This is a genomic window from Namhaeicola litoreus, assembly GCF_042679565.1.
In the GTDB taxonomy this organism is placed as follows: domain Bacteria; phylum Bacteroidota; class Bacteroidia; order Flavobacteriales; family Flavobacteriaceae; genus Namhaeicola; species Namhaeicola litoreus.
The window spans coordinates 908,825-931,900 of sequence record NZ_JBHTMY010000002.1; the positions used below are offsets into that span (position 1 = coordinate 908,825).

Below are 23,076 nucleotides of genomic sequence, written 5' to 3' on the forward strand. Positions count from 1 at the left end.
TTCAATTTGCAAATTGACCATAGCTCTTTCATACAGGTGTTTATGCCTTAGGATCGATATATTTAAGAATAAACACTTATTTTTAGTAAGAGATGCTTTTAATTTGCTCCATCCAATTTCATTTGTAATAAAAAATCCTGCTCCATGAAAAAATTTATCCTCGTCACGCTCTTTTATTTAATTTTTGCTTGTGGCATTGCCCAATCCACTTACTTTCCGGATGAAATTTGGCTCCAAAAATCACCGGAAGAAATGAAGATGGATACCAAGTTGCTCGATAGCGCTGTGAAATTTGCCGTGACCCATGAAAATCAAGTTGAAAGAGATTTGCGTATTGCTATATTAAAATCTTTTGCCAGAGAGCCTGATTATAAAATTCTAGGACCTACAAAAGAAAGAGGAGGACCTGCGGGACTTATCATTAAAAATGGTTACATCGTAGCACAATGGGGCGATATACATCGTGTTGATATGACTTTTAGTGTTACGAAAAGTTTTCTTTCCACCACAGCTGGTTTGGCCTTAGACGACAAGCTCATCGGAAGTGTGCACGACAAATTGGGATATTATGTTTGGGATGGTACTTTTGAAGGGCAGCACAATTCGAAAATAACCTGGGAACATTTGTTGACCCAATCTTCCGATTGGAGCGGTACCTTGTTTGGGGTACATGACTGGGCCGACCGTCCGCCCAATGAAGGCGACATAGATGATTGGAAGAACAGGAAACTCAATGAACCTGGAACGGTATTTGAGTACAATGATGTGCGCGTCAATCTTCTTGCCTATTCCTTGCTTCAGGTGTGGAGAAAACCTTTGCCCGTTGTCCTCAAAGAAAAAATTATGGACCCTATAGGTGCCTCAAGTACTTGGCGTTGGTACGGATATGAAAACTCTTTTGTGAATATGGATGGAATCATGACACAATCTGTAAGTGGAGGAGGTCATCACGGAGGGGGTGTTTTTATCAGTGCAATAGACCAAGCCAGGTTCGGGCTTTTATTCTTGCGCAAAGGCAAATGGAAAAATGAGCAATTGCTCTCAGAAAAATGGATCGAAGCAGTGCACAAGCCCTCATCTGCTAATAATGAGTATGGCTATATGTGGTGGATGAATACGAATAAAAAATGGGAAGAGGTATCTTCAGATCTTTATTATGCAGCTGGTTTTGGAGGCAATTATATCGTAGTAGATCAAAAGAATGATTTGGTTGTTGTGACCAGATGGATGGATAACAGTAAAATGGGAGAGTTTATGAAGTTGGTAGAGCGATCCGCAGCTAATAATTGATCTATCCCTCAAACTGCAGTCAAAAGACCCTAAATAGACCATTTCCCTATCTGTTTATAAATAAAAACTTATTTTTATAGAGATAACATTTAACATAAAACAATTCTAATTTGATCATAGACGTTCATACACACATCAACAATTACCACGAAGACAGGGTTAAATCGATTGATGATTGCCTCAATCAACTCACAGAAACAATGTTGGCGAATAAGGTAGATTATGCGCTGGTATTGACCTCATATAAAGTCAATGAACACAGGCCTAGTACCAAACAGGTTGTGGAAGCCATAAAAGGAAGAAAGAATTTAGGCGTGGTTTCGGGAATTAGCTATTTACATTATAACCATAAAGATATTATTGAAATAAGCGATTATTTAGAAAAAGGGCATATCAAAGCCTTAAAATTATACCCTGGGTATGAACCTTTTTACCCAAATGACAGCAGACTTAAATTGGTATACGAAATGGCCATAGCCCATGATGTGCCTGTCATGTTCCATTCTGGGGATACTTATGCCCCTACAGGAAAGGTGAAATATTCACATCCGCTCCATATCGATGATTTAGCGGTTGATTTTCCTAAATTGAAAATTGTGATATGCCATGTAGGTAATCCCTGGATCAAAGACTGTATGGAAGTGGTGTACAAAAACGAAAATGTATATGCAGATATTTCAGGTCTGGTTTTGGGTGATTTTAACGAGAAGTTTGAGAGATTTATGAAAAAGGAGATTGAAGAAATGATTACCTATGCCGGCGACCCAAAATATTTATTATATGGTACAGATTGGCCTATATCCAATATGAAATCCTATTTGAAATTCATGGATCAACTCGATCTGGCAGACGATAAAAAGGAATTGATTCTTTGGAAAAATGCCGCTGAACTCTTCAAAATAGATGTTGAGCAGCTTCGATAAAAATGAACTTTTGATCTACGGCAGAATAGATTTTTTTTGATCTTTAAGAAAAAGATAACCTGAAGCAACGTTGTCAATGTGCTATCTGGATAAAATAAATTGACCTCATCTCATCGGGTTAACAGTTACCGGTAGCTAAATACCTCATCTTCAAAGCAGCAGTAAATCGAGGAAGGCAGACCTCACCAAAGGCTTTTCAAACCTTACAAAATAAGGGCTGGAATATTTTTAATAGTTCACAATAATCCTTGATCCTATCCGTTTTAGACGACTAAAAAATTGATCAGGGACTTTCCCTCAAATAAAAATAACAATGAAAAAAAGGTTTTTACTCGCAGTGGCTGTATTCAGCTTAACTTCTTTCTGTTTTGCACAAAAAATTTCAAAAAACGCGATTGGTCTAAGAATAGGCGATAACAATGGTATTGGTACTGAGATCTCTTACCAAAGAGGTTTGAAAAAGAATCGTTTGGAGATCGATCTGGGCTGGAGAGATACAAAATCCTACGACGCCTTTAAATTAACAGGCCTATACCAATGGGTCTGGAATCTGGACAAAGGTTTTAACTGGTATGCCGGTGTAGGCGGAGGGATTGGCTCATATGATTTTCACAAAGGGTACGACTATGACGATGAATCTTTTGCTTTTGCAGCGGGCGATTTGGGGATCGAATACAATTTTGACATTCCGCTCTTGATTTCTTTGGATTTTCGTCCGGAACTCGGTTTTAACGATTATGGCGACGACCTCGATTTTGATATAGCCTTCGGGATCAGATATCAGTTCTAATCAGATCTCTATTTAGTATGTAATAAAACACCAAAAGGGTCCGAATTTTCGGATCCTTTTTTATATCCAATCGGTGTATCCGAAAAAGAAAGACGAATAACAAAAACAAATTCATCAGGGGATCAACATGGGGCAGACGAATGAATTTGTTATCTTTATCTGAAGTTTACCCATTTATGAAAACAACCTTTTTTGGATTACTCTCTTCGATCCTTTTTTATACCACCTGCGCAGGTCAGATCGCAAAATCAAGCTATGGTCCCGTATTTGACAAAATTGGGGCAACATATACGATTGAAAACGCTGATCTTGTTCCGGATAGTACGGCAGTGTTGAAAGCCGTCTTTGACATAGACTATCGTTCCAAAGACTCCTTGTCTTCAAATCCATTGATTTCCAGTCTTCATCGCTATCTCAATATGCATGTTAAAAATGGTGTAAAAGAATCGAACATCTCCCTCGCCTTTGTTTTACATGGCGCCTCGACAAAAGATGCCATGACCGACGAAGCTTATCTGAAAAAATATGGCATCAAAAATCCGAATACAGATTTAATCAAGACTTTGGCACAGCATGGCGTAGAGATGTATATCTGTGGTCAATCAGCAGCTTATAAAGGGCTTTCAAAAGCTGAAATGATGCCCGAAATTAAATTGGCTTTGTCCGCTATGACCGTATTGACGATCTATCAGGCTGAAGGCTATGCGCTGATAAAATTTTAGTCTCAGGTCGTTTTGAAAAAGGTTAAAAGGACATTACTCATAAAAACTAAACTTTATCCAAAAGGGCTTTACCCAAAAAGCAGCCCTCGATTACTTCGATAAAGATGAAACGCGCTAAAAAGAGCAATTTTTTTCCGCAGCGTTTATTGGATGGATCACGCCGCAGGCGTAATCCTGAGTTTCCTGGTGGCAGAACGCAGTATAGTGTGCAACAAATCTGTTTTTGCCCTTTCGTTATTCGGGAAGCGGTTTCTTTAAATAAGGAGGCGAAAAAATCATTACCCCTACTTCCAATCGTGCACCCTGGCCAGAGCCCGAAAAAGTATTTCCATAGGTGATTGCGGGAATGACAAATTTATTGGGTTCCCAGCGAATCCCTATTCTATATTCCATGGGGGAAAATAAATCACCCTCGGTCCCAAGAACCTCACCCACCAGGGCTGATTGAGGGATAATCCCATATACAGCCACACGTGTGGAATAGGTAAATCCCCATCCTCCGGGAGATTCTGGTTCACTGCTCCAATCATAGACCATACCGGGCATCAGGTCCCAGGAAACTGCATTGTCGAATAAAGGGAAAGTAAAGGACGCTGCCGACCAGATATTCTTGTGCAATTCTATGAATTCGGTGTTCGCCCAATAACCAGGTGTTTTACCGATGCCCAGGAAAACACCCCCGCCCCCATTTTTTTCCTCATTTACCCAAAACATGTATTTGGCATAGACTGTGGTGGTAAAGTGCGATGGAATTTCAAGAGAAGTGTTCTCATAGAACATTGTAGCCTGCGCGAAAAACTCAAAATTCGGGATAAGGGAAAAAGAGGCTATTACCCCGGAATTTCTCTGACCAGCAGTTAAGGTTATGGTGCTCGTACCATGCGGCATGGTCAAATAATTATCTGTATTGAATTGTTGGCCCTTTACACCAACAAAAGAGCATGAACATAGGATCAAGACTAAAAAATATTTTACTGACATTTCGTTTTGTTTAATTTTCTGTTTGTTTTTGATTTTTTTTGGAGGGAAAGTAAAGGTGCTGATACTGCAATAACACCTGCAGTACCCGATAAAATGATGAATTCTCTCCTTTTCCATGTTTGTTTATTTGATGAGTACCTGACTATTTATTTCTTATGATTTTACATTCTCCTCTATAATACATAAAGGGTTCGAAGCATTGTGCACCAATTACAAATTTAAGCGTGTTTTTTGTAATTCTTACTGTCTTTCTTGATGTCGATAAAGTTTTTATCGGAATCCGCATTATAAGTTAGGTTTAGGTTTCATAATGAAGAAACCGATTAAAACACCCAACATAATGGTTAATGCCACAATGAACATCTGAAAAAATTGCTCCACTCCAAGTACCATATTTCCGCTGGCCAAGTTGGCTAAACCACGAAAACCGATGGTTCCACCCACCAGTAAAAGAATAGCAGGCATGACTACAATGGAGGCTGGTCGACCCGTTTTAGATGACCAGAAGATACCAATAATTACTGCAAGGATTGTTCCTAGTAAATTACCCAGGTTAGCATTCATGAGTGAACTTCCCCATAATACCCCGAGATAGGCAATGGCAGAAACCAAAACCGACCAAGCTAAATCTCTCCGCGGAACTTGAAATGCCAAGGCCAACCCCACTAGCAGCAATGGAAAAAAAAGAATTATCCACTTTTGATCTACGGGGGCTTGTGGTGCTGCTACTCCAATGGTCACGAAAACGCTGGCCAGACGGACTCCAATTATAGCTCCGGCAATTTGTTTAATAAGCGCAACTAACCCGGACTTCAAATTGTAAAAGCCTGATTTGACGTGTTTCGTCACCAATTCTCCAGTGCCCAGACTAATGGCGTATCCCGGAAGCAACATGATAACACCACAAAGAATAACCAAAACCAGATTTAAATCAGGTAACCAATGTTTAGTCAGTCCTGCAAGAAAACCAACAACTACTGCGCTTGTGAGGGGCATCCACTTCACGGCAGTAGCACCTAAGCGAGGCGAGAGTAAAACGATACCATAAACGATGAGGCTAAATACCGCTGCCAATAACGTATCCGTCCATCCTGCTCCCAAAAGCAGCGCAAAACCAAATCCGGTAAATACATAACCTAGCATGCTAGCAAATTTTCCCCATGGAGGGGGCATTTGGTCAATGGCATCAATGCGCGGCGCAGCATCATTCAGAGATAAAGTCCCGGCTTTAATTTCGTTCAACACATCGCCTAATCGGGCGAGCTTGTCCAAATCAATATTCAGGGGTGGTGTAGCCAAAACTTCTACACGTTTTGGTGCAGCGGGCGTTTCCTGCAAGCCAAACCTTATTTCTACAGGAGTAGATTTAAAATTGCCTTTATAGCCGAAATCTTGCGCTAAGCCTTTTAATAGAAATTCTAATCTTCCTGACGTAGCGCCGTATTTATGCGCTGCCAAGCCTACTTTCATGATAAAATTCCACGCATCGTCAAAGGAAACCTTTGGGGATGCAGAAAACGCTTTTGAATCTTTTTCTAAATTTTCCATTTACTTCTGTAAAATTTCTATGAGTGGATGCATTCTATTTGTTTTAAACAATTACTTTTCCCTGATTCCAATCGTGATATTCACTATGCGGCAATGGCAAATCCAATATCCGTCTTAATGGTGATTCATGCTTGTCTCCATGTTTCGTATGTCGTATATTCTATATTGTTAGCTCATTTGGATTCAATTCTAAATGGCTAAAATGTTATTTGTCTTATGACTTTAAGGTACGGAGTCCTATTCCTGAAGTTTTGCTCGATAGCCAACACTCCGTTTAATGACTCCTGACCCCTTTCCTGACGGCCCTAAGCATTACGCTCCCCAGACTTCCTTCATGACGCGCATTAAGTTTCCTCCCATGACTTTTTGGGTATCTTCCACGCTGTAACCCCTACTGAGAAGACCATTGGTGATGTTGTAGAAGGTTGCTGGTGTCTTGAGACCAGTCGGGTAGGCATAGGGAGGATGGCCGTACTCCTTAGCTGTCCAGGCACCGCTCGCGATGATCTGGTCGTAGAGCTTCTGTGCTTCATCATCCGTCATGAGCCCTTGAATCATATAGAAATAATCCATTCCTATGGAGGCATGATCGATACCGGCCACTTCAATCATATGTTCGATATGCGCGAAGAACTGGTCAAAGGTGGGGAACTGACTTTCGCTTACAAACGTTGGCCAGCCAACTGCGCCAACGACACCACCTTTTTGACCAATCGCCTTAATCACATCATCCGGAACATTACGAGGGTGATTGTAAACTGCTTTGGCATTGGAGTGAGAAATGATTACCGGGCTGCTTGAGAATTCAATCATGTCCAATACATCTTTATCGCTATTGTGAACTCCATCGACAATGATGCCCAACTCGTTACACTTCTTGATCAGGTCTACCCCTGCCATGCTCAGTCCGGCATCAGAGCGATCTAATTGTCCACTTGCGAATCGGTTTCGGTAATTGTAAGCGGGTGCCACCTGGCCAACACCATTTTCCTTGAACTCTTCGAGAAGGTCCAAATTGTCTTCAACAGCAAAGGCGCCCTGGAAGAGGTACCATATCCCAAATGTTTTCTCTCGCTTGGCACGTAGAATATCAGCTGTGCTTTTTACTTTGATCCAGCCATTGTCCTCGATCATTTGGTTATGGAGCTTGAGGGAAGTTCTGGTGAGTTCCACAGGGGTACGGGTACCCCCAACTGAAGCCCCGGCTGCAGTGACGCCACCTTCAATATAAAGAGCGGGCCCCTTGCCAAGAGTCGCTTTATCGACCCTGCCCGACATTGGGTCAATACCCCAGGTGAGCAGGGGACAGCAGCCGTCAAGTACAATCATCTTGTCGTGAATAGTCCGATCTTCATTCATTTCTATTTTTTCATGTTTCATGATTTTTGTTTTTAAAAATTAATACTCGTTTTTATTTAATTTCCTTTACTATCTTTTTTATTTAGTTTTTCATTAATAATCTATGGCTTATTAACTTCTCGCGCCTTTGCTATTTTTTCATTCAATTGGATGATTAGATTTTTGCCTCCACGCCATGCTCAGGGCCAGGAAACTCCCATAGAAACCTAAAGGAATGCCTATCCCGTTGATCAGAATACCACCAAACCATCCTATAGCTGACGGATAAGCAGCTATTCCCTCTGGAGAAAAATACATCATTACTCTAGGGATCTCGCCCGTAAATAGCATCATGCCAAACACAAAACCATTCATCAAACCATAGATCACTAAATGAGATTTCCAGCCGAGATACAGAAGGGGGATATAAATTATACATAAACTTATGATACTATTTATCGGAGCCGCTTCAGACAATGGTGTTAAGCCCATCCAAACTCTGATCAGACTAACTACATGAAAAAGAATAGCCACGACCAACCACACAACCTGCATTTTTATAACCAATTTTAATCGACTTTTATTTTTTTCGTCTTTCATGATTTAAGTCTTTTATAGTTATATAATACTAACTTTTTATCAGTTTTCTTATTTAGAAGTTTGATCAATAAACTCGTCTATATCATTTTTAATTTTTGGCCTTGAAGGTTCATGTACGTATAGCGTATGACCTGATTCGTAATATTTCATAATGATATTTTTCTTTAATTCTGCATCCAGGCCCATATGATTGATAGAATATTCTACACCATAGAAAACAGTGGCTACATCGTAATATCCGTTGAGAATTAAAACCTTCAGATTTGGGTTTCGCTTCATCGCTGATGTCAGGTCAGGCAAGGTGCTGACCGCAAGGTCTGCGTTCCAAACAATATTTCCGCTGTGCCTCCAATCCCATTTGAAATTTGGTCTTGTTGCAGCCATTGGTGTATAGGTCAAATGTTTTCCAGCACTTAAATCATTGTATAAATAATCCTTAAATGCTCCTATGATTGGAGGTAAAATGGCATCGCCAGCAGGATCTGTCAAAGCAAATTGTGATAATAAATTTTCATTAACACCAGTATAACGAGAATCAAGTCTTCCGACAGTTAAGCCAGTGTCTCTTAAAAGTTCTTGAAAAAACTCGCTGTTTGAAACTCGAAAATTTGCTTTAAGCCAATACTCCTTACTTACACCAGAATAATCTTCTAATTTTTGAGCTACAGTGTTCTTTTCTTTATCCGTTAATTGGTCACCCTTAAAGAGAGCAAGAGCATATTCATTTTCAGTGAATTTTCGGACATCATTTAAAAAAGACTCAAGACTTTCGCCTTTATCCTTTACTTTATTATGATACCACGCAGTTGCCGCATAAGTAGGAAAATGAATTAAATAACAAATGTCATTTCCTGGTCCAAATAGCAAATTATGCATCTCTAATACTGCTCCGATCATAATTACACCATTCATAACAACACCTCTATCCTGAAGGTATTTTGTTACGCCCGCACTTCTTAAAGTGCCATAGCTTTCACCCAATATATACTTCGGGGCATTGTATTTCTCTGTTCGGGCTATAAACTGTTCAATGAATAGTCCAATACCGCGGATATCCTGGTCAACTCCCCAAAAATCTTCAAATTTCGATTCACCAATGGGTTTGCTGAAACCTGTACCAATTGGGTCTATTAAAACCAAATCAGCTTTATCTAGTATAGAAAATTCGTTATTTACGACTTTATAAGGAGCAGGATTGGTATGATACGGGTCATTTGTTTCCACTCGTTTTGGACCTAGAATACCAATATGTAACCAGAAGGAAGCTTGTAACGGTCCTCCGTTAAATGCGAACACGATTGGTCTATTTTCATTTGTATCTGTCTTCTTATAATGGGTAAACCCAGCTAATGCAATGGGTTTATCATCTTCATCTCGTAACTGAATTGTTCCTGTTTCAGCATCAAGATTTATTGTTTTTCCATTAATTATTACGGATTGTTTTGAGGTAAATATTTCACCTTTCTGTAACTCGTTTAATTCCAGTTCTTTTTCCATTTTACTGTATTTTTTATTATTAAATCTTGTTTTATGTAATGACCCATAGGGTTTCGTCTAAGCGGTCATTTTAATCCCCAATGGTATTTTTATAAATCTTTCCGTCTTTCATAATAAAACCAATGTTATTCGTATCCATTAGCAATTTGATATCCTTGGTAGGGTCTCCTTTTACAATGATCATATCTGCAAAAGCGCCTTCTTTGATCACCCCAAGTTCAGCCCCGGGATAAGGATTCTTAAGGCCCGATAATGCCAGTACTTTAGCATTGTTTCCAGTTATTTGCTTCAATTGTTCTATAGGAGTAAAGAACTCATCACGATAAGCGAATTCCTGTGTAAAGGCACTATAAGGTGCACTACCAAAAAAACAGTCTGTTCCCCAAAGGATGGTCAGTTTATGCTTCTTTGCCAGTGCAATGGCATCTCGCGTACCCTCTGCAACAATTTTTAATTTTGCCTGTTGAATGGGATCCTGAAACATTGGGTTGCCTGCTGTAGGCTGTAATGGTAAAAACAACTGAGGCGAATAAAAAACACCAAGCTCCGCCATTCTTTTTACGGTACTTTCTTCAAGAACGAGCCCATGTTCTATGGATTTTACTCCGGCATCCAGAGAGGCAACTACGCTATTGTTCATCTGCGAATGTGTCATCACATACGTTCCGTACCGAGTTGCTTCTTCAACGGCAGCCTTAATTTCTTCCGGCGTATACTGTGCCGCCTGAAGCGGATCTGTGAAACTTGTTACACCACCACCCGTATGGATCTTAATTTGTGATGCGCCACGAAACAACTGGTCACGAACCGCACGGCGCACCTCATCCGTACCATCGGCAATTAAAGTGTGCTTCCACTTGTTCACGACCCCACCGTTATCGACCCCATCATAATAGGGGTGACCATCAACATTTGAACGAAAATCACCATGCCCGGATGTTTGACCTATGGCTGCACCACTTGGGTAAATCCTGGGACCGGAAATAATGCCCTGATCCAGTGCGCGTTTTACACCAAAACTGTTTCCACCGCAATCACGTATGGTTGTAAATCCATGCATGAGGTAGTCATTCGCACGTCTTGCGGCATTAATTCCTTGCTCAAACTCGTCCTGATTCAATAATTTAGGCAGATCGGAGGCAAACATAACATGCCCGTGTCCTTCAATCATGCCTGGCATTAAGGTGTTTCCGCCTCCATTAATAATGGTTACATTATCGGTTTGCGCAACCATCAAAGGTTCTTTGGATATTTGTTTGATAAGGTTTCCTTCAACCAAAACATCGGCTTTAATCAGCTTATCTGATGTACCATCAAACACTTGTACATTCGTAAAAAGTGTAATCTGTTTTGATTTTTCCTGAGCAAACAGGCCTAAACTAATGATGCAGAGAATTGATACTAGTAATGCTTTTTTAATCTTCATGAGTTATATTAAAATGTTAGTAATGCTCTTTAAAGTGAGTTTAATCTAAATCCCTCTTAATGTTTATCAGATTCTGGATGGTCTAAATCAGGCACAGGCACGCCACCCGAGAAGTCAGATGGCATACCAGTCGAGAAGGTAGCATTCCACGACTCTACCGAGATCGGCTCGAAGCGCGGTTTGTCTTCGGGTTCAAATCGGATCGGCTGACCAGCAAAAACTGGAAGCAGCACATCATCACGCACGGTCACCTGACCGTTAACAATAACGGCTTTCATACCCGTTGAAGGGACTGCGCCCTTATCGTAGGTTGAATTATCCCTGAAGGTTTCAGGGTTAAACACCACGATATCAGCAACCATTCCGTTTTGGATACGACCGCGTTCTTGGAAAAACTTTAAGCCTGTATCTCCTAAATGTTTGGCAGCATTGTAGCTTAGGATTGACATTAACTGCATCATAGGGATGTTGTGTTCCCGACCAAGCCTTATGGTAGCACCTCTAGAACCAGCCGTGCGGGGATGGGTGCCCCCAAGTGAGTCCATAGGGTAATCCCAAGGAGCTAGGTATGGTGTGGCACCAACTGCGTCGCTACCCATGGTTACACCTTTCAGCGTCAACCACTTCCATTGGTCTTCCTCCGGCATTTTGAATATGACAATCGGCCTAGTTGGTTCGGATGCCACCGTGGCTTTGTAGGTCTCCAAAGTATAGTACTTACCTGTAACCGGATCCAGCATGGTATCTTCATATCGTTTACCCATTTTGTCAATCCAGATCTCCGGTCTAAGGAACTCTGCATTGAGCGTAGTGGAACCCGCAGCATAGGGATAGATTTCTCCCCAAATATTGTGTCCTTGTTCTTGAAGTCTGGTAATCATTTCGTGTGCAAGACGCCAACCAGGGTTATTGAAGTGTTCTACATTTGCTGGAGCTCCAAGCGCCACGGCGTTGGCAATAAGTTCTTGTGCGCCGTTATTCTCTTCCGTGTCGTTACCAAGCGTATAGCGTGTATGTGCACCGGTCGCACGACCATAGCGTGCTCCTACCTTCTGCACCTCGAACATCTCGCGTGAAGACACACCTGCTCTCATGTAACCCACAGTACTACCGATACCCACTGCACCCGCTTGTAAACCTTTATCAATTTCTTGAAGAATTGCATTACCTTGCTCAAGGTTTGGACGCGTTTGGCTCCATCCTTTTTTCGCACGGGTTGTGTAAGCGGCTATAGGGCCGTTGATTAAGTAATCAGCGCCGTCTGACCCGTCGATAAACATTGCGCGGGCTAACTCGTGGCTAACCGCAACTCCATAGTTGGCTTGGGTCACACCAGCTCGCGCTTCGTACCAGGGCGCGATGTAGGATCCTGCACAGCCCATCTCGAAATCCATGCTGCTGGTTAAGCCATCACGCAACCCAAGAGAATAACCGATTGGCGTTTGAAAATGGAAATGTGTATCAATAAATCCAGGGGCAACAATTTTACCTGTGGCATCCACGGTTTCTTTTCCAGAAATAGACTCTTCGGTTATTAACGCAATTCTTCCGTCAAGGATCCCCACATTTCTAACAGCGTCAAACTCTGTTTCTGGGTCTATGACTCTACCGTTGAGTATGACTACATCAAATTCGGTAGAGGCGGGTAACGCCTTGTAATCCGACTTTTTGTTATCTCCTTCAGGTGATGGGTTACAATTAGTGAGCATCACAAGCCCTAAACAAGCGATGCTAAATAGTCTTAAAAATTTTAGTTTTATTTTCATTTTTTCTTTTATAAAGTTTAATTGAATTTATCTGAATTGAGATACCTAAAAGCTTGTTTCAGGAGTTAGTTTTACGTTTTACTGATTCAATCGCAACAGGATTACTTAACTTTTGACCTTTCACAAAAGGGCCTTCATTGGATGTATCCCTTATTTGCTGAATGGCCCGCACGACCTCCATACCTTTCACAACGCGTCCAAAGGCGGCAAAGCCCTGCATATCAGCGTTACGACTACCCCCAAAATCCATACTGGGCTGATCGCCAATGATGATAAAAAAAGCGGCAGCGGTGGCAGTACCCACTTCACGACGGGCTAGCGAGAGGGTTCCGTCGAGGTGTTTAATGCCTGTTTGTTTGGTAGATTCATGAGCAATGAATTCGGTCGGAGGCGATTCTGTCAGTAATCCACCTTGTATGGCTTCAATCACTGGTGAACCAGCATCATTGTCAGGGCGGATTACCCGATAAAATGCTGCCCCTTGGTATAAACCGCGGTCCACGTAGTCTAAAAAATCCCCTGCAGATAATGGGGCTTTTTGGGGATAAACCACCAGTTCAATATCCCCAAGGGATGTGCAGAGAATGACAGTCACTGACTGTTCTTCTGCGCGGCCTTCGAAAGTTTGAAATTTTTCTTTCAAAACATAAATAGTTGATTATTCATTATATGGATATATTTATCCGATTTATTTTAAAATTACTTCAATATTTCAAGCTTGAATTCAATCGGGATATTCCCGATGGTGCAATGGCAAATCCAATATTCATCTCAATAGTGATTCATTTGTGTCTCCATGTTTAGCATGTGGTTAATTCTGTCTTGTTTATTCATTTTTCAGAGGGTTTAGTGATGATTAATGGCAGGTATTCATCCGTTTAGAATTGATACTTCGCCATTGTCTGTAAACGGTTTGCTCTTCCTATTGAACCATCGGTAGTTTCTTGGTTACCATACATAAATTCAATACCACAAGTGAAATTTTTTAATGGTCTGTAAATGAGATTCAAATGTCCGATTCCTCCTTGTTTTAATGCCAGCGGGTCTCTTGATTCCTTAGATTCAAGCCAACCATAGGCTACTGATAAATTGGAAGTGAATTTGTCACTCCACTCATGCGAAAAACCTAATAAAAGAGAATAAGCAGGTAATGTTTCAAGTTTTCCATCAATGTTGATAACGGCATTGGCATCGCTACCCGCAAAGGCCATGATGTTTTCACCCGAGCCATTACCATAAGAAAAATTCCAGGTAAAGTAATCGCTCTTACCGATGTATTGTCTGCCACCGACAACGAAGTCGTTTTGAAGTGCACTGGCATCGGGTCCTTCGGCTCCACCATCCCAATGCAATTGAGCAAAGCTGGCCCCCATAATCAATAGCCCAGTTTTCCAACTATAGTCGGCTCTAAAAGCCAATAAGGGCAATTGAAGTGATGACTTTCCACCCACCATATCCGGATTCTCAATCCCCAAAAAGTCTAAATTTTCAATACCGGCAGCAACCTTCCAATGTTCGTTAATCTTTTTTTGATAGCGAACGAGCGTTGTACGTCCTCCAAACAAGGCATCTCCGGCAGCAAAGTCAATAAGAGTGACCAAGGACTCCAGATATGATAAAGTCGTCCATGTTTGTCCCACGATAAAATCTCCGGCAACAACGTAGGCATGTCGTAACCTAAGCTGATTTCCGGCAGACCAAAAATCTCCCTCAATGAATAATCGTAAAGGAACTTTACCTGATGTTCGGCGAACATCGAAATTAAAACGGGTTTCTCTGGCCATAAAATTGATATACCCATCGTCTGCGTATTCCGGTGTACCCTTTACAGGGATGGTCGACATGAGAAACTGGGTTTTATCTGTGGTTCCGTTAAAATCATAAAGAATATCTACTTTTAAGTAACCTCCTATTTTCATGCGAAAATCACTTCCAAACATCGGCCACGATCCCTTGAAATCATCGTTAACAAGGTCACTTCCCGTTATTACAGGGTTTGGTTCGCGCATGTCTTCCTTGGGTATGACTAATATTTGATCCCCCAAGGTATCACTTTGGGCTGCTTTTACCTGTTGTAGATGTGTAGAGGATGAATCACTTTCTATTTGGTCGATATACTTTTCCAATTCATTGATCCTTTGCGTATATTCCTTTAACATCTTTATTTCGGCCTTTATGGAATCCAGATCCTGGGCATGAAGCTGGCCTTTGCTCGCAACAAGAATGAATAAAATGATGAGGAGTTTAATTTTTTTTATTAACATAAGATTACATCAGTTTTAAATGGTTGTTGATTAAATTCTAATGAGCATCTAAGGATGGGCTCATCTTTTTGAAAAATACATCCAGAGATGATTTAACTATTTTAAGATTGATTTGGATCAAACAACCGTGGTTCAATTTCTATTTCATCGATTTTCCCTTTTTCTTGAACAGGGAAACGAATCGGTTTGCCTGGAAAAACTTTTAATACTTCAGAGTCTTTTACTACAATCACCCCATTTACCAAGACATAAGGAATACCGGTTGATCGTATAGCTCCCATTCCTGGTTCATAGGTAGTGTTCTCTGTAACCGTTTCAGGATTGAAAATGACAATATCCGCAACCATCCCTTTTTGCATACGTCCTTTTGTTTTAAAATGAGGGATACCGTCAAAATTTGTCTCTGGGTCCATGACGCCACCGTTCAAGATGACCATGTCAAATTCCTGATTGGAATCTGCCCCTTTTTCGGTTGTTGTTTCATTACAGCTACTGAAAATAAGCGCCGAAATAAAGAGTGTTTTTTCATTTTATTATAGTTCGATTAATTAGTATTCTTTTTTATTAAGCGCTTTTCCCGCTCCGGAATCGTCATCTAAATGTATCTCTAAAAGCTCTGGATTTAAACCAATGGTGTGTTCATTCAACCATTTATTTTGATCAATGGGGACAAACCTTCCTTTTGATTCTATCGGGAAACGAATTTCTTGTCCGGCCTTTACAGGAAGTACTTCATTGTTTTTTACTACGGTAACGCCATTCACAATAACATAAGGAATACCGGTAGTAGGGGTGCCATGCTCGCCTACTTTAAAAGTGGAATTTTCTTTTATCGTGTTTGGGTTAAAAATGGTAATATCCGCCACTTTCCCTATTTGAATTCTACCGCGTTGCTTCATCGCTTCAAGACCAGAATCGCCTAAGTGTTTCGCTACCCAATAACTGGCTTGGGAAATCGTAAACATCAATGGTATGCCTTGTTCACGTCCTAATCTAAAACAAGTGCCATGAGAACCTGAAGTGCGAGGATGTCCACGGTATTCAGACCAATCCGCATCCCATGGCAGCAATTTGCCGTCAGCACCTACACCTGCCATCGCATCACTTGCAATGGTCATGTGCGGAATTGCCAACCAATTATTCATCCATTCTTTTCGATATGGAAATTCAACTACAACCGATCTCCCCGGTTCTTTTTTCATCAATGCGGCATAAGTTTCGTTGGTAAGGTAGGCATCATCAATGGGGTCATAAATCGTTTCTTCGTATTTGTAACCGCGTTTCTCTACCCATTCAGAAGGTCTTAAGAAAGCAGCAGCGATCGCTGTTGATCCGGCAGCATAAGGATAGTATTCAGACCACATATTCAACCCTTTATCTCTGGCCATTTGTAATTTTTCTTCAATTTCCCACCAGCCATAATCATTGTTATGCGCCATTAATAATGGAGCACCCAATAACATCGCATTGGTAAACATCTCGTCAAAAGCGATAGGTGCTTCAGTAGGAGTTTCTGATAAAAGATGATACCTCGTATGAACAGAGGTAAGACGTCCGTAATTCGCACCAACCCTTTGCCCTTCAAAAAGCTCATAACTGCTTATTCCATTGGCCATATAGGCAATAGGTGCAGCAACACCTATGGCCCCTTGACGCAGATCTTCATCCATTAAAGCCATCACTTTATTCATTTCCTCCACGGTGGATTTCGTATCTGCCCAACCTTGAACACCATCTGTTAACGCTTTCGCAGCATACGTAGGAATAGTTGAGTAATCGACCGGCCCATTGAGTTCAGCATCAGGATCATGAACAGCCATTCTATTAAATAACAAGCTGGCAGATGTACCATAGTTGACTTGCCAACCCGATTTTGCTCTGTCACCGTACCAAGCCTTTACATTATATGAGCCGGCTTCCAGATCCATACCTGTTGTTACGCCATCCCTGAGTGCCATCTTGCTTGCAAAGACATCCGTTGCATGGTAGTGTGTATCAATAAATCCTGGAGCTACCACATGCCCTGTAGCATCGATCGTTTCCTTTCCTTTTATTTTTTCCTTGGTGATGACGACGATTAGACCATCTTTGATGCCGACATTAGCTACATCATCAAACATCGTTTCCGGATCTATCACTCGACCATGTAATATGACGATATCATATTCCGGTGTTGATTGAGCTATTTCTTTTTTCTTTTCTTGAGCATCTGCAATTGCAATGCTGAATGCAATAAATAATAAGCTTAGAATTTTTTTCATGTTGTTTGTTTGGTTTCAATAAATAATACTGATTGATAATCAACTACTCGAAGCTATTTAAAGTCTACTGCAGCAAATAAATGGAGTAATATGGAAGGTGAGATTTTTTCTTTTCATCTTTTGATTATTGTTTGCTTGTTAAAATGTGTACTGATAAAATTTCGTACCGGATATCGTTTAGAGCATTAAGTAATCCGAGTAATGCCGATTGGTCCGGGAAATATCCAATAAGATTTATTACATCTTCTTCACTTTCCTGACGTATCTGCATATCGTCAACAATATGCAGGAGGGTAGCGTTGATTTTACCCTTTAATAAAATGTGGTAAATCGCTTCTTTTTGATAGCTAAAACTCTTCTGAATTTCATAGCAAGGACTCTTTTGAAAAGATGTTTGATCATTTGACATGACTAAATTTATAAACACTAAATCGACTAAGGTCTACGACTTTAGTCACAAAAAAGTAAGATTATTAGAGTGATATAGCTCTATCCATTATTTTCTTCAGCATAGAAGTGCGATTAGAGACCTTGAGTTTTTTGTATATATTGGTTAAATGACTCTTTACTGTTCCGATAGAAATATGGAGTTGATCAGCGATTTCTTTATTTCTATGACCATTGGCGATGAGTTTAACTAATTCTAACTCACGCAGCGTTAATTCCGGGGCATCAGATTCATCTTTTGAGACTGATTTCGGAGTTGATAAATTCAGTCCTAATCGGACTAAAATACGTTGTGATTTTGTAGATAATTCCAATTGACGGAATAGGGCCGGCATAACCTGAAATGCTTCTAAAACAGCCCTTTTTAGCCCTTTCTCCTCAGCAAGTAATATTGCTTTTTCCAATGATGTTTGCGTCTGCTTTTGTTTGCCGAGCCGGAGCAGTGCCATCGCCTTAAGAAGTTCGATATCGATGTCGTGATACCTGTTGTTGACTTCATCTAGAAAAGACTCTACCTCTGAAAGAACATGAAGTGCCTCCTCGACTTGTAAAATTGAACCATGGCTGATGATGATCCTTATTTTGGTAAGTTCAGGTACATCGATCAAAAACATATATGATGCAGCGCTTTGTTTTACCCAATTCGTTTCTGCCCAAGCTAGTTTCTCTTTACCTTTTCCATTGAGTAAAGCAACTCTTGCCTTAGCAGATTGATAATAAATTTGAAACCTGCTATCCTTTAGTTTACCAATCTTTTCTTTCATTTCTTTTAGAAGCATTTTAGAAGCGTTTTCGTTTCCCTCAAGTGTTCTAAAAAGAATTAAGCCGGCCAGCGTATCAAAATACACCCTATAATTAAATACTCCTTGAAACGCTTTGGCTTCAATTAAGGAATGTATAACTTCATACTCATTGAAAAATTGAAAGGCAACATTGCCTTGAAAATAAGAACCCCATCCTTTCGCATAGAGTAAATCAGAATCTTGAACAAGAAAAAGCAACTTTTTTGAGTCATTAATTGCTAATTCTAAATTTCCAGAAAGTAAGTGAATAAGCACTTTACCGTGTATGGAGCGCACATGCATTTTTGAGGAAGGCTCAAATTTTTCTTGAATGGCCTCAAGTGTCCTCAATGCCAATTCAGTTAAGCCAAGCATATGTCTGCTAGTTGCCAATATTAATTCCCTGCGTCCGCCAAACATGTAAGTTTCATCATGGCACAAGGCTTTAGATCGTTCGAGCGATTCTACTGCTTTTTTGGGGTCAGGTTTGAAATAGGTAAGGAAGTACCCTAGATGAAACAGATAAAGGGAAATGTTCTCGTCACTTAAATTTTCTAAGCCGATTGATTCTAGCGTTTTTAGGATGGAAGAAATTTCCTCTATGTTCCAAGTTTCCTCGCAAATCAGTAATTCCGTGAGTAATATATCAACATTGGCTTTTCGAATTTGCCACGGAATATCGCTGTACCATCGTTGCACAACCCACCATTTTCCTTCATCTAGAAAAGGTGTTCTATGTTCACTAATCAAAGCGAAAACCAAGTCAAAATTTCCTGCCTTTATCGCATATTGAATGGCTTCATCGACCAGGCCTTTCCCTGAATACCATGAGCAAATATGAAGGTATAGTGGTTTAATAAGGTCCGGTTCTGTTCTTTTTAATTGCTGCTTAAGAATATCTCCTATCAAATGGTGGAATCTGTTCCAGTTTCCTTCATTTGTAGTTTGAATGAGAAAAAAATTCAATTCTTTTAGTTTGGAGAGGAAAACATCACCCTCACATGAATCGGGAAAGGCGAAACTACAAATGAAATTAATGAGCTCAGCATTAAATTGATCGCAATGCGCAATAAGTTGCATTTGTCTAAAAAAGCCCGAATCAAGGCCTACGCTAATTAAAGACATAATACGATCAAGGTCATTGATTAAAAATTTCGAACCTGAATTTTCGTCTTTTAAAACCGAAAAATCACTTGCCAATAGTATCATTCTAATTACAAGAATCCAACCCTCCGTTTTAGTGCTAAGTTCTTTGATTTTTTCCTCACTAAATTCTACACGCTGTTCTAGGGCAATGAGCTGCGCGATTTCATCTTCATCAAATTTGAGCGTTCGCATCCGAAATTCAATCATTTTTTGATAGAGTCGGAGTTCTTTAAATTGAAAAGGGGGGTCCCATCGAGTAATAATTATGATCTGTAGATTAACTAAGTTTTCTCTTAATAAGGTCTCAACCAATTGATGAATATCCGGGTTATGGATCAAATAATAGTCATCAAAAATCAAGCTCGTTTGTTTCTGAAACTCGTTAACGATATTTATAATGCTATTAATAATTCCTTCCCAAGAAAGAAAATGAAGTTCCTTTTCGAGTTCTTTTAATTTTTCTATTTCGACAGACTCTGAACGCTTAAGCATTTCGATGAAATAAGAAATGAAAGTTGCCGAGTCATTCATGCTCTTATCTATAGATAGCCAAGCATAATTATTTTGGCAATGCTCAAGCCATTGACTCACAACAATACTCTTCCCATAGCCGGCAGGAGCTGAGAGCAATATAAATGGCAAGTGACTGTGCTTTTCCAACTTCTCCAAAAGTCTCTTCCTTTTGAGAAGATCTTTTGTGATTACTTGTCGATTTAGTTTAGTGTTGAGCATTAAAATATTAATGTAATATCAAATTAATAATATTTGCTTTAGTAATTCATTAATTCAAAGTTAATTAACTAAAAAAATACCAATTTAAGGATCCTAACTTATAGGTTTTGGATCTTGATCTTATTCGCTCCTAATTCAAACATTAATTGATATAAACCAAAGAAAGTCCGGTTCATATAAATAAAATGGCGGGAGCCTCTGTTGTCATAAATTTTGCGAACTTATTTCATAGGTTAAAATTAAGATTATTTCTTAACTTTCTGTGATGACTAAGTTAGCATGCCTACACCGTGTTATTTACATAAAAAAACTGCGAAGCTAGCTTCGCAGTTTTTTGATTGAATTTGCCATATAAATCTGTATACCTGTTTTAGGATGACTTACTTACAAAGTATTCTTATATACTTTTCCATCTTTCATGATAAGATCAAGATTGTTTTCAGGATCGTGAAATAGTGTAAGGTCTTTTGTTGGGTCACCTTTTACAAGGAGTATGTCAGCCAAAGCACCTTTTTCAATGACGCCTAATTTTCCAGGGTACGGATTGCGTGGGCCACTAAAATAAAGTACTTCAGCGTTTCCTGAAGTAGCTTGTTTCAGGATTTCTGGAGCTGTCCACCATGGCAACCGATTACTTAACTCAAAAGATTGTGCCTTTTTTTGCTCGGCATTATCAACATAGTCAGTACCAATGGTGATTTTAGCATTGTATTTTTTTGCCAGTTTAAATAAGTTGTCTATTCCATCTTTAGCTTTATCATGTTTCATTTTGCTTTCTTCACTCCAGTTGTCAGGTGCATCTGAAAAATATACTCCAGTTTGTGTACTTAAGAAAGCGCCTTTTTCAACAAGTAACTTCATGGTTTCTTCTGTCATTAAATTTGCATGTTCAATAGACATTGCACCAGCTTCTAATGCTAAACGAACCCCTTTGTCATTATACGAATGCACGGCTAAATAAGTATTCCATCTTTTTGCTTCATCAGCAGCAGCTTTTATTTCATCAAAAGAAAATTCGCCAATATCTAAAGGGTCATACATGCCGCTAACGGCACCACTTGTGAACATTTTTATAAAAGCTGAACCCTTTCGCATTTGAAGTCTAGCAGCACTTAATACTTCCGGTACACCATCCGCAATCACTGTAATGCCGTTAAATTCTCCATCGTAATAAACTGGACCTCCTAATTGACGTGGTCTTTGCGCTTGTGGTCTTAGATCTGCATGCCCACCGGTCATACAAATTCCTGCTCCAGCAGCCCAAATACGTGGTCCAATAGCATGTCCTTGATCAATGGCTAATTTTATTCCCAATACTTCTCCTCCTGTATCTCTTACAGAAGTAAACCCTCGCATCAATGTGTTTTTTGCCTCAGCTAAAGCGATAGCCGCCAAATAATCTGGCTGTTGATAAAACATACTGATGAAATTCATATTTAACGACAAGTGTACATGGGCGTCAATAAGACCCGGCATCAGCGTTCTTCCTCCTCCGTCAATAATGCTTACATTATCGGTTTGCATCACCATTAAAGGTTCTTTAGAAATTTGTTTGATCAAGTTTCCTTCCACCAAAACATCTGCTTTGATCAGTTTATCAGATGTTCCATCAAAAACTTTTACGTTAGTAAAAAGTGTAATCTGTTTAGGTTTTTCTTGGGCAAATACCATTAAGCTGAACAAGCAAAGTATTACCAATAATAATTGTTTGTTGAATTTCATAGTTGATTAATTTTAAAGTTAGTATTCTAATTTTTAGAATTTGATTTAACAATAAGAATTTAGTTTAAACTGTTAAGTTCGATATTATTTTAATATAAATAAATGTCAAAATATAATTTATACCGCAACTGACCTTAACGGATTCTCTTCCCGCATTGGTCCCTGGCTTGTCTTATTTACTTTTTCTTGTAGTCCAAGATTTTTTCTGCCGACATTGCATATCCCACATTTATTTCGGATGTACCATCTACCAAATACAGCAATTTCGTTAAACTTTTTGTTTGCAGCGTACCTTCCACCCACACCGGAGCAAAGGAGGCATTCATTTCGAAGCCTTTGTCAAATTTTATATAAACCATTTGATTTAGTGGTGGTGGCGGTGTGTGGATGCAGGCCCCTACCCAGGGCACCAAAAGAAATTCAACTCCATTTTTTCCTTCAAAGTCCAGCGGCAATAAATAACCTAACATTCTAATGTTTAATCCGTTTAATGAGTCGACTACTGCTTCCCCACTCTTTTTCCGAAGCTCCGTAATGGCTGTATGCTGGACAAGCATGCCCTCAATATCAACTCCTTCAGCGGTGAGTTTTTTTTCTTTTTCTTCAAGTGTTTTCAGACTTTCAGCGCCCACACTTCCCGGTTTTCTTTCTTGAAGCATCCGCATTCTCACGATATATCTTAAATCATCAATTTGATCCTCCGTCAATTCTTCAAAAGGATCATCAATTTTAACTTCACCCGGAACTAGATCATCCCATGTAATTACTTTAACCTCCTGGGCAAAAATGCCGGTATAAACGTTTAAAAACAGAAAAGTGAAAATTAAATTACGCATATTTT

The 23,076-nt window shown here is 39.9% G+C and carries 19 protein-coding genes; 4 read left to right on the forward strand and 15 right to left on the reverse strand.

Going from position 1 to position 23,076, the window contains the following annotated elements; all coding sequences use genetic code 11:
• Window positions 1-144: 144 nt before the first annotated feature.
• From ACFQ39_RS05815 to ACFQ39_RS05830, 4 genes are all read left to right on the forward strand, one after another.
• The gene (locus ACFQ39_RS05815) at window positions 145-1,290 is read left to right on the forward strand and encodes a serine hydrolase domain-containing protein (protein WP_377177048.1); all 1,146 of its coding nucleotides are present in this window, start codon (window positions 145-147) and stop codon (window positions 1,288-1,290) included.
• 110 nt (window positions 1,291-1,400) lie between these two features.
• Window positions 1,401-2,213, forward strand: coding sequence for an amidohydrolase family protein (locus ACFQ39_RS05820; RefSeq protein WP_377177049.1), 813 nt, complete (start codon window positions 1,401-1,403; stop codon window positions 2,211-2,213).
• A 313-nt stretch (window positions 2,214-2,526) separates the two neighbouring features.
• On the forward strand, window positions 2,527-3,003 hold the full coding sequence (locus tag ACFQ39_RS05825; RefSeq protein ID WP_377177050.1) for a hypothetical protein: 477 nt from the start codon (window positions 2,527-2,529) through the stop codon (window positions 3,001-3,003).
• 176 nt (window positions 3,004-3,179) lie between these two features.
• The gene (locus ACFQ39_RS05830; protein ID WP_377177051.1) at window positions 3,180-3,725 is read left to right on the forward strand and encodes a DsrE family protein; all 546 of its coding nucleotides are present in this window, start codon (window positions 3,180-3,182) and stop codon (window positions 3,723-3,725) included.
• A 234-nt stretch (window positions 3,726-3,959) separates the two neighbouring features.
• Here the strand turns inward: ACFQ39_RS05830 and ACFQ39_RS05835 are convergent, their stop codons facing one another.
• From ACFQ39_RS05835 to ACFQ39_RS05905, 15 genes are all read right to left on the reverse strand, one after another.
• The gene (locus ACFQ39_RS05835) at window positions 3,960-4,706 is read right to left on the reverse strand and encodes a hypothetical protein (RefSeq protein ID WP_377177052.1); all 747 of its coding nucleotides are present in this window, start codon (window positions 4,704-4,706) and stop codon (window positions 3,960-3,962) included.
• 285 nt (window positions 4,707-4,991) lie between these two features.
• The gene (locus ACFQ39_RS05840) at window positions 4,992-6,254 is read right to left on the reverse strand and encodes a threonine/serine exporter family protein (protein WP_377177053.1); all 1,263 of its coding nucleotides are present in this window, start codon (window positions 6,252-6,254) and stop codon (window positions 4,992-4,994) included.
• 312 nt (window positions 6,255-6,566) lie between these two features.
• Window positions 6,567-7,634, reverse strand: coding sequence for a dipeptidase (locus tag ACFQ39_RS05845; protein ID WP_377177054.1), 1,068 nt, complete (start codon window positions 7,632-7,634; stop codon window positions 6,567-6,569).
• A 117-nt stretch (window positions 7,635-7,751) separates the two neighbouring features.
• The gene (locus ACFQ39_RS05850; RefSeq protein WP_377177055.1) at window positions 7,752-8,192 is read right to left on the reverse strand and encodes a hypothetical protein; all 441 of its coding nucleotides are present in this window, start codon (window positions 8,190-8,192) and stop codon (window positions 7,752-7,754) included.
• A gap of 48 nt (window positions 8,193-8,240) precedes the next feature.
• Window positions 8,241-9,689: a S10 family peptidase gene (locus tag ACFQ39_RS05855; RefSeq protein ID WP_377177056.1), complete on the reverse strand. Its 1,449-nt coding sequence runs from the start codon at window positions 9,687-9,689 to the stop codon at window positions 8,241-8,243.
• A 70-nt stretch (window positions 9,690-9,759) separates the two neighbouring features.
• Window positions 9,760-11,115: a metal-dependent hydrolase family protein gene (locus tag ACFQ39_RS05860; protein WP_377177057.1), complete on the reverse strand. Its 1,356-nt coding sequence runs from the start codon at window positions 11,113-11,115 to the stop codon at window positions 9,760-9,762.
• A 56-nt stretch (window positions 11,116-11,171) separates the two neighbouring features.
• Window positions 11,172-12,881 (reverse strand): hydrolase, encoded by a 1,710-nt coding sequence (locus ACFQ39_RS05865; RefSeq protein ID WP_377177058.1) that lies wholly within the window; start codon window positions 12,879-12,881, stop codon window positions 11,172-11,174.
• 58 nt (window positions 12,882-12,939) lie between these two features.
• The gene (locus tag ACFQ39_RS05870) at window positions 12,940-13,524 is read right to left on the reverse strand and encodes a peptidylprolyl isomerase (protein ID WP_377177059.1); all 585 of its coding nucleotides are present in this window, start codon (window positions 13,522-13,524) and stop codon (window positions 12,940-12,942) included.
• A 235-nt stretch (window positions 13,525-13,759) separates the two neighbouring features.
• A complete protein-coding gene (locus ACFQ39_RS05875; RefSeq protein ID WP_377177060.1) occupies window positions 13,760-15,145 on the reverse strand; it encodes a DcaP family trimeric outer membrane transporter in 1,386 nt (461 codons plus the stop codon).
• Window positions 15,146-15,246: 101 nt separating this feature from the next.
• Window positions 15,247-15,582 carry a hypothetical protein gene (locus tag ACFQ39_RS05880; RefSeq protein WP_377177061.1) on the reverse strand — a complete coding sequence of 112 codons (336 nt, stop codon included), beginning with the start codon at window positions 15,580-15,582 and terminating at the stop codon, window positions 15,247-15,249.
• Between the two features lie 111 nt (window positions 15,583-15,693).
• Window positions 15,694-17,406, reverse strand: a complete 1,713-nt coding sequence (locus ACFQ39_RS05885) for an aminoacylase (RefSeq protein ID WP_377177062.1) — start codon at window positions 17,404-17,406, stop codon at window positions 15,694-15,696.
• A gap of 124 nt (window positions 17,407-17,530) precedes the next feature.
• Window positions 17,531-17,815 (reverse strand): hypothetical protein, encoded by a 285-nt coding sequence (locus tag ACFQ39_RS05890; protein WP_377177063.1) that lies wholly within the window; start codon window positions 17,813-17,815, stop codon window positions 17,531-17,533.
• Between the two features lie 64 nt (window positions 17,816-17,879).
• On the reverse strand, window positions 17,880-20,513 hold the full coding sequence (locus ACFQ39_RS05895) for a LuxR C-terminal-related transcriptional regulator (protein ID WP_377177064.1): 2,634 nt from the start codon (window positions 20,511-20,513) through the stop codon (window positions 17,880-17,882).
• A gap of 384 nt (window positions 20,514-20,897) precedes the next feature.
• Window positions 20,898-22,235, reverse strand: coding sequence for a metal-dependent hydrolase family protein (locus tag ACFQ39_RS05900; protein ID WP_377177065.1), 1,338 nt, complete (start codon window positions 22,233-22,235; stop codon window positions 20,898-20,900).
• A 176-nt stretch (window positions 22,236-22,411) separates the two neighbouring features.
• Window positions 22,412-23,071 carry a DUF3299 domain-containing protein gene (locus ACFQ39_RS05905; protein ID WP_377177066.1) on the reverse strand — a complete coding sequence of 220 codons (660 nt, stop codon included), beginning with the start codon at window positions 23,069-23,071 and terminating at the stop codon, window positions 22,412-22,414.
• Between the last annotated feature and the right edge of the window lie 5 nt (window positions 23,072-23,076).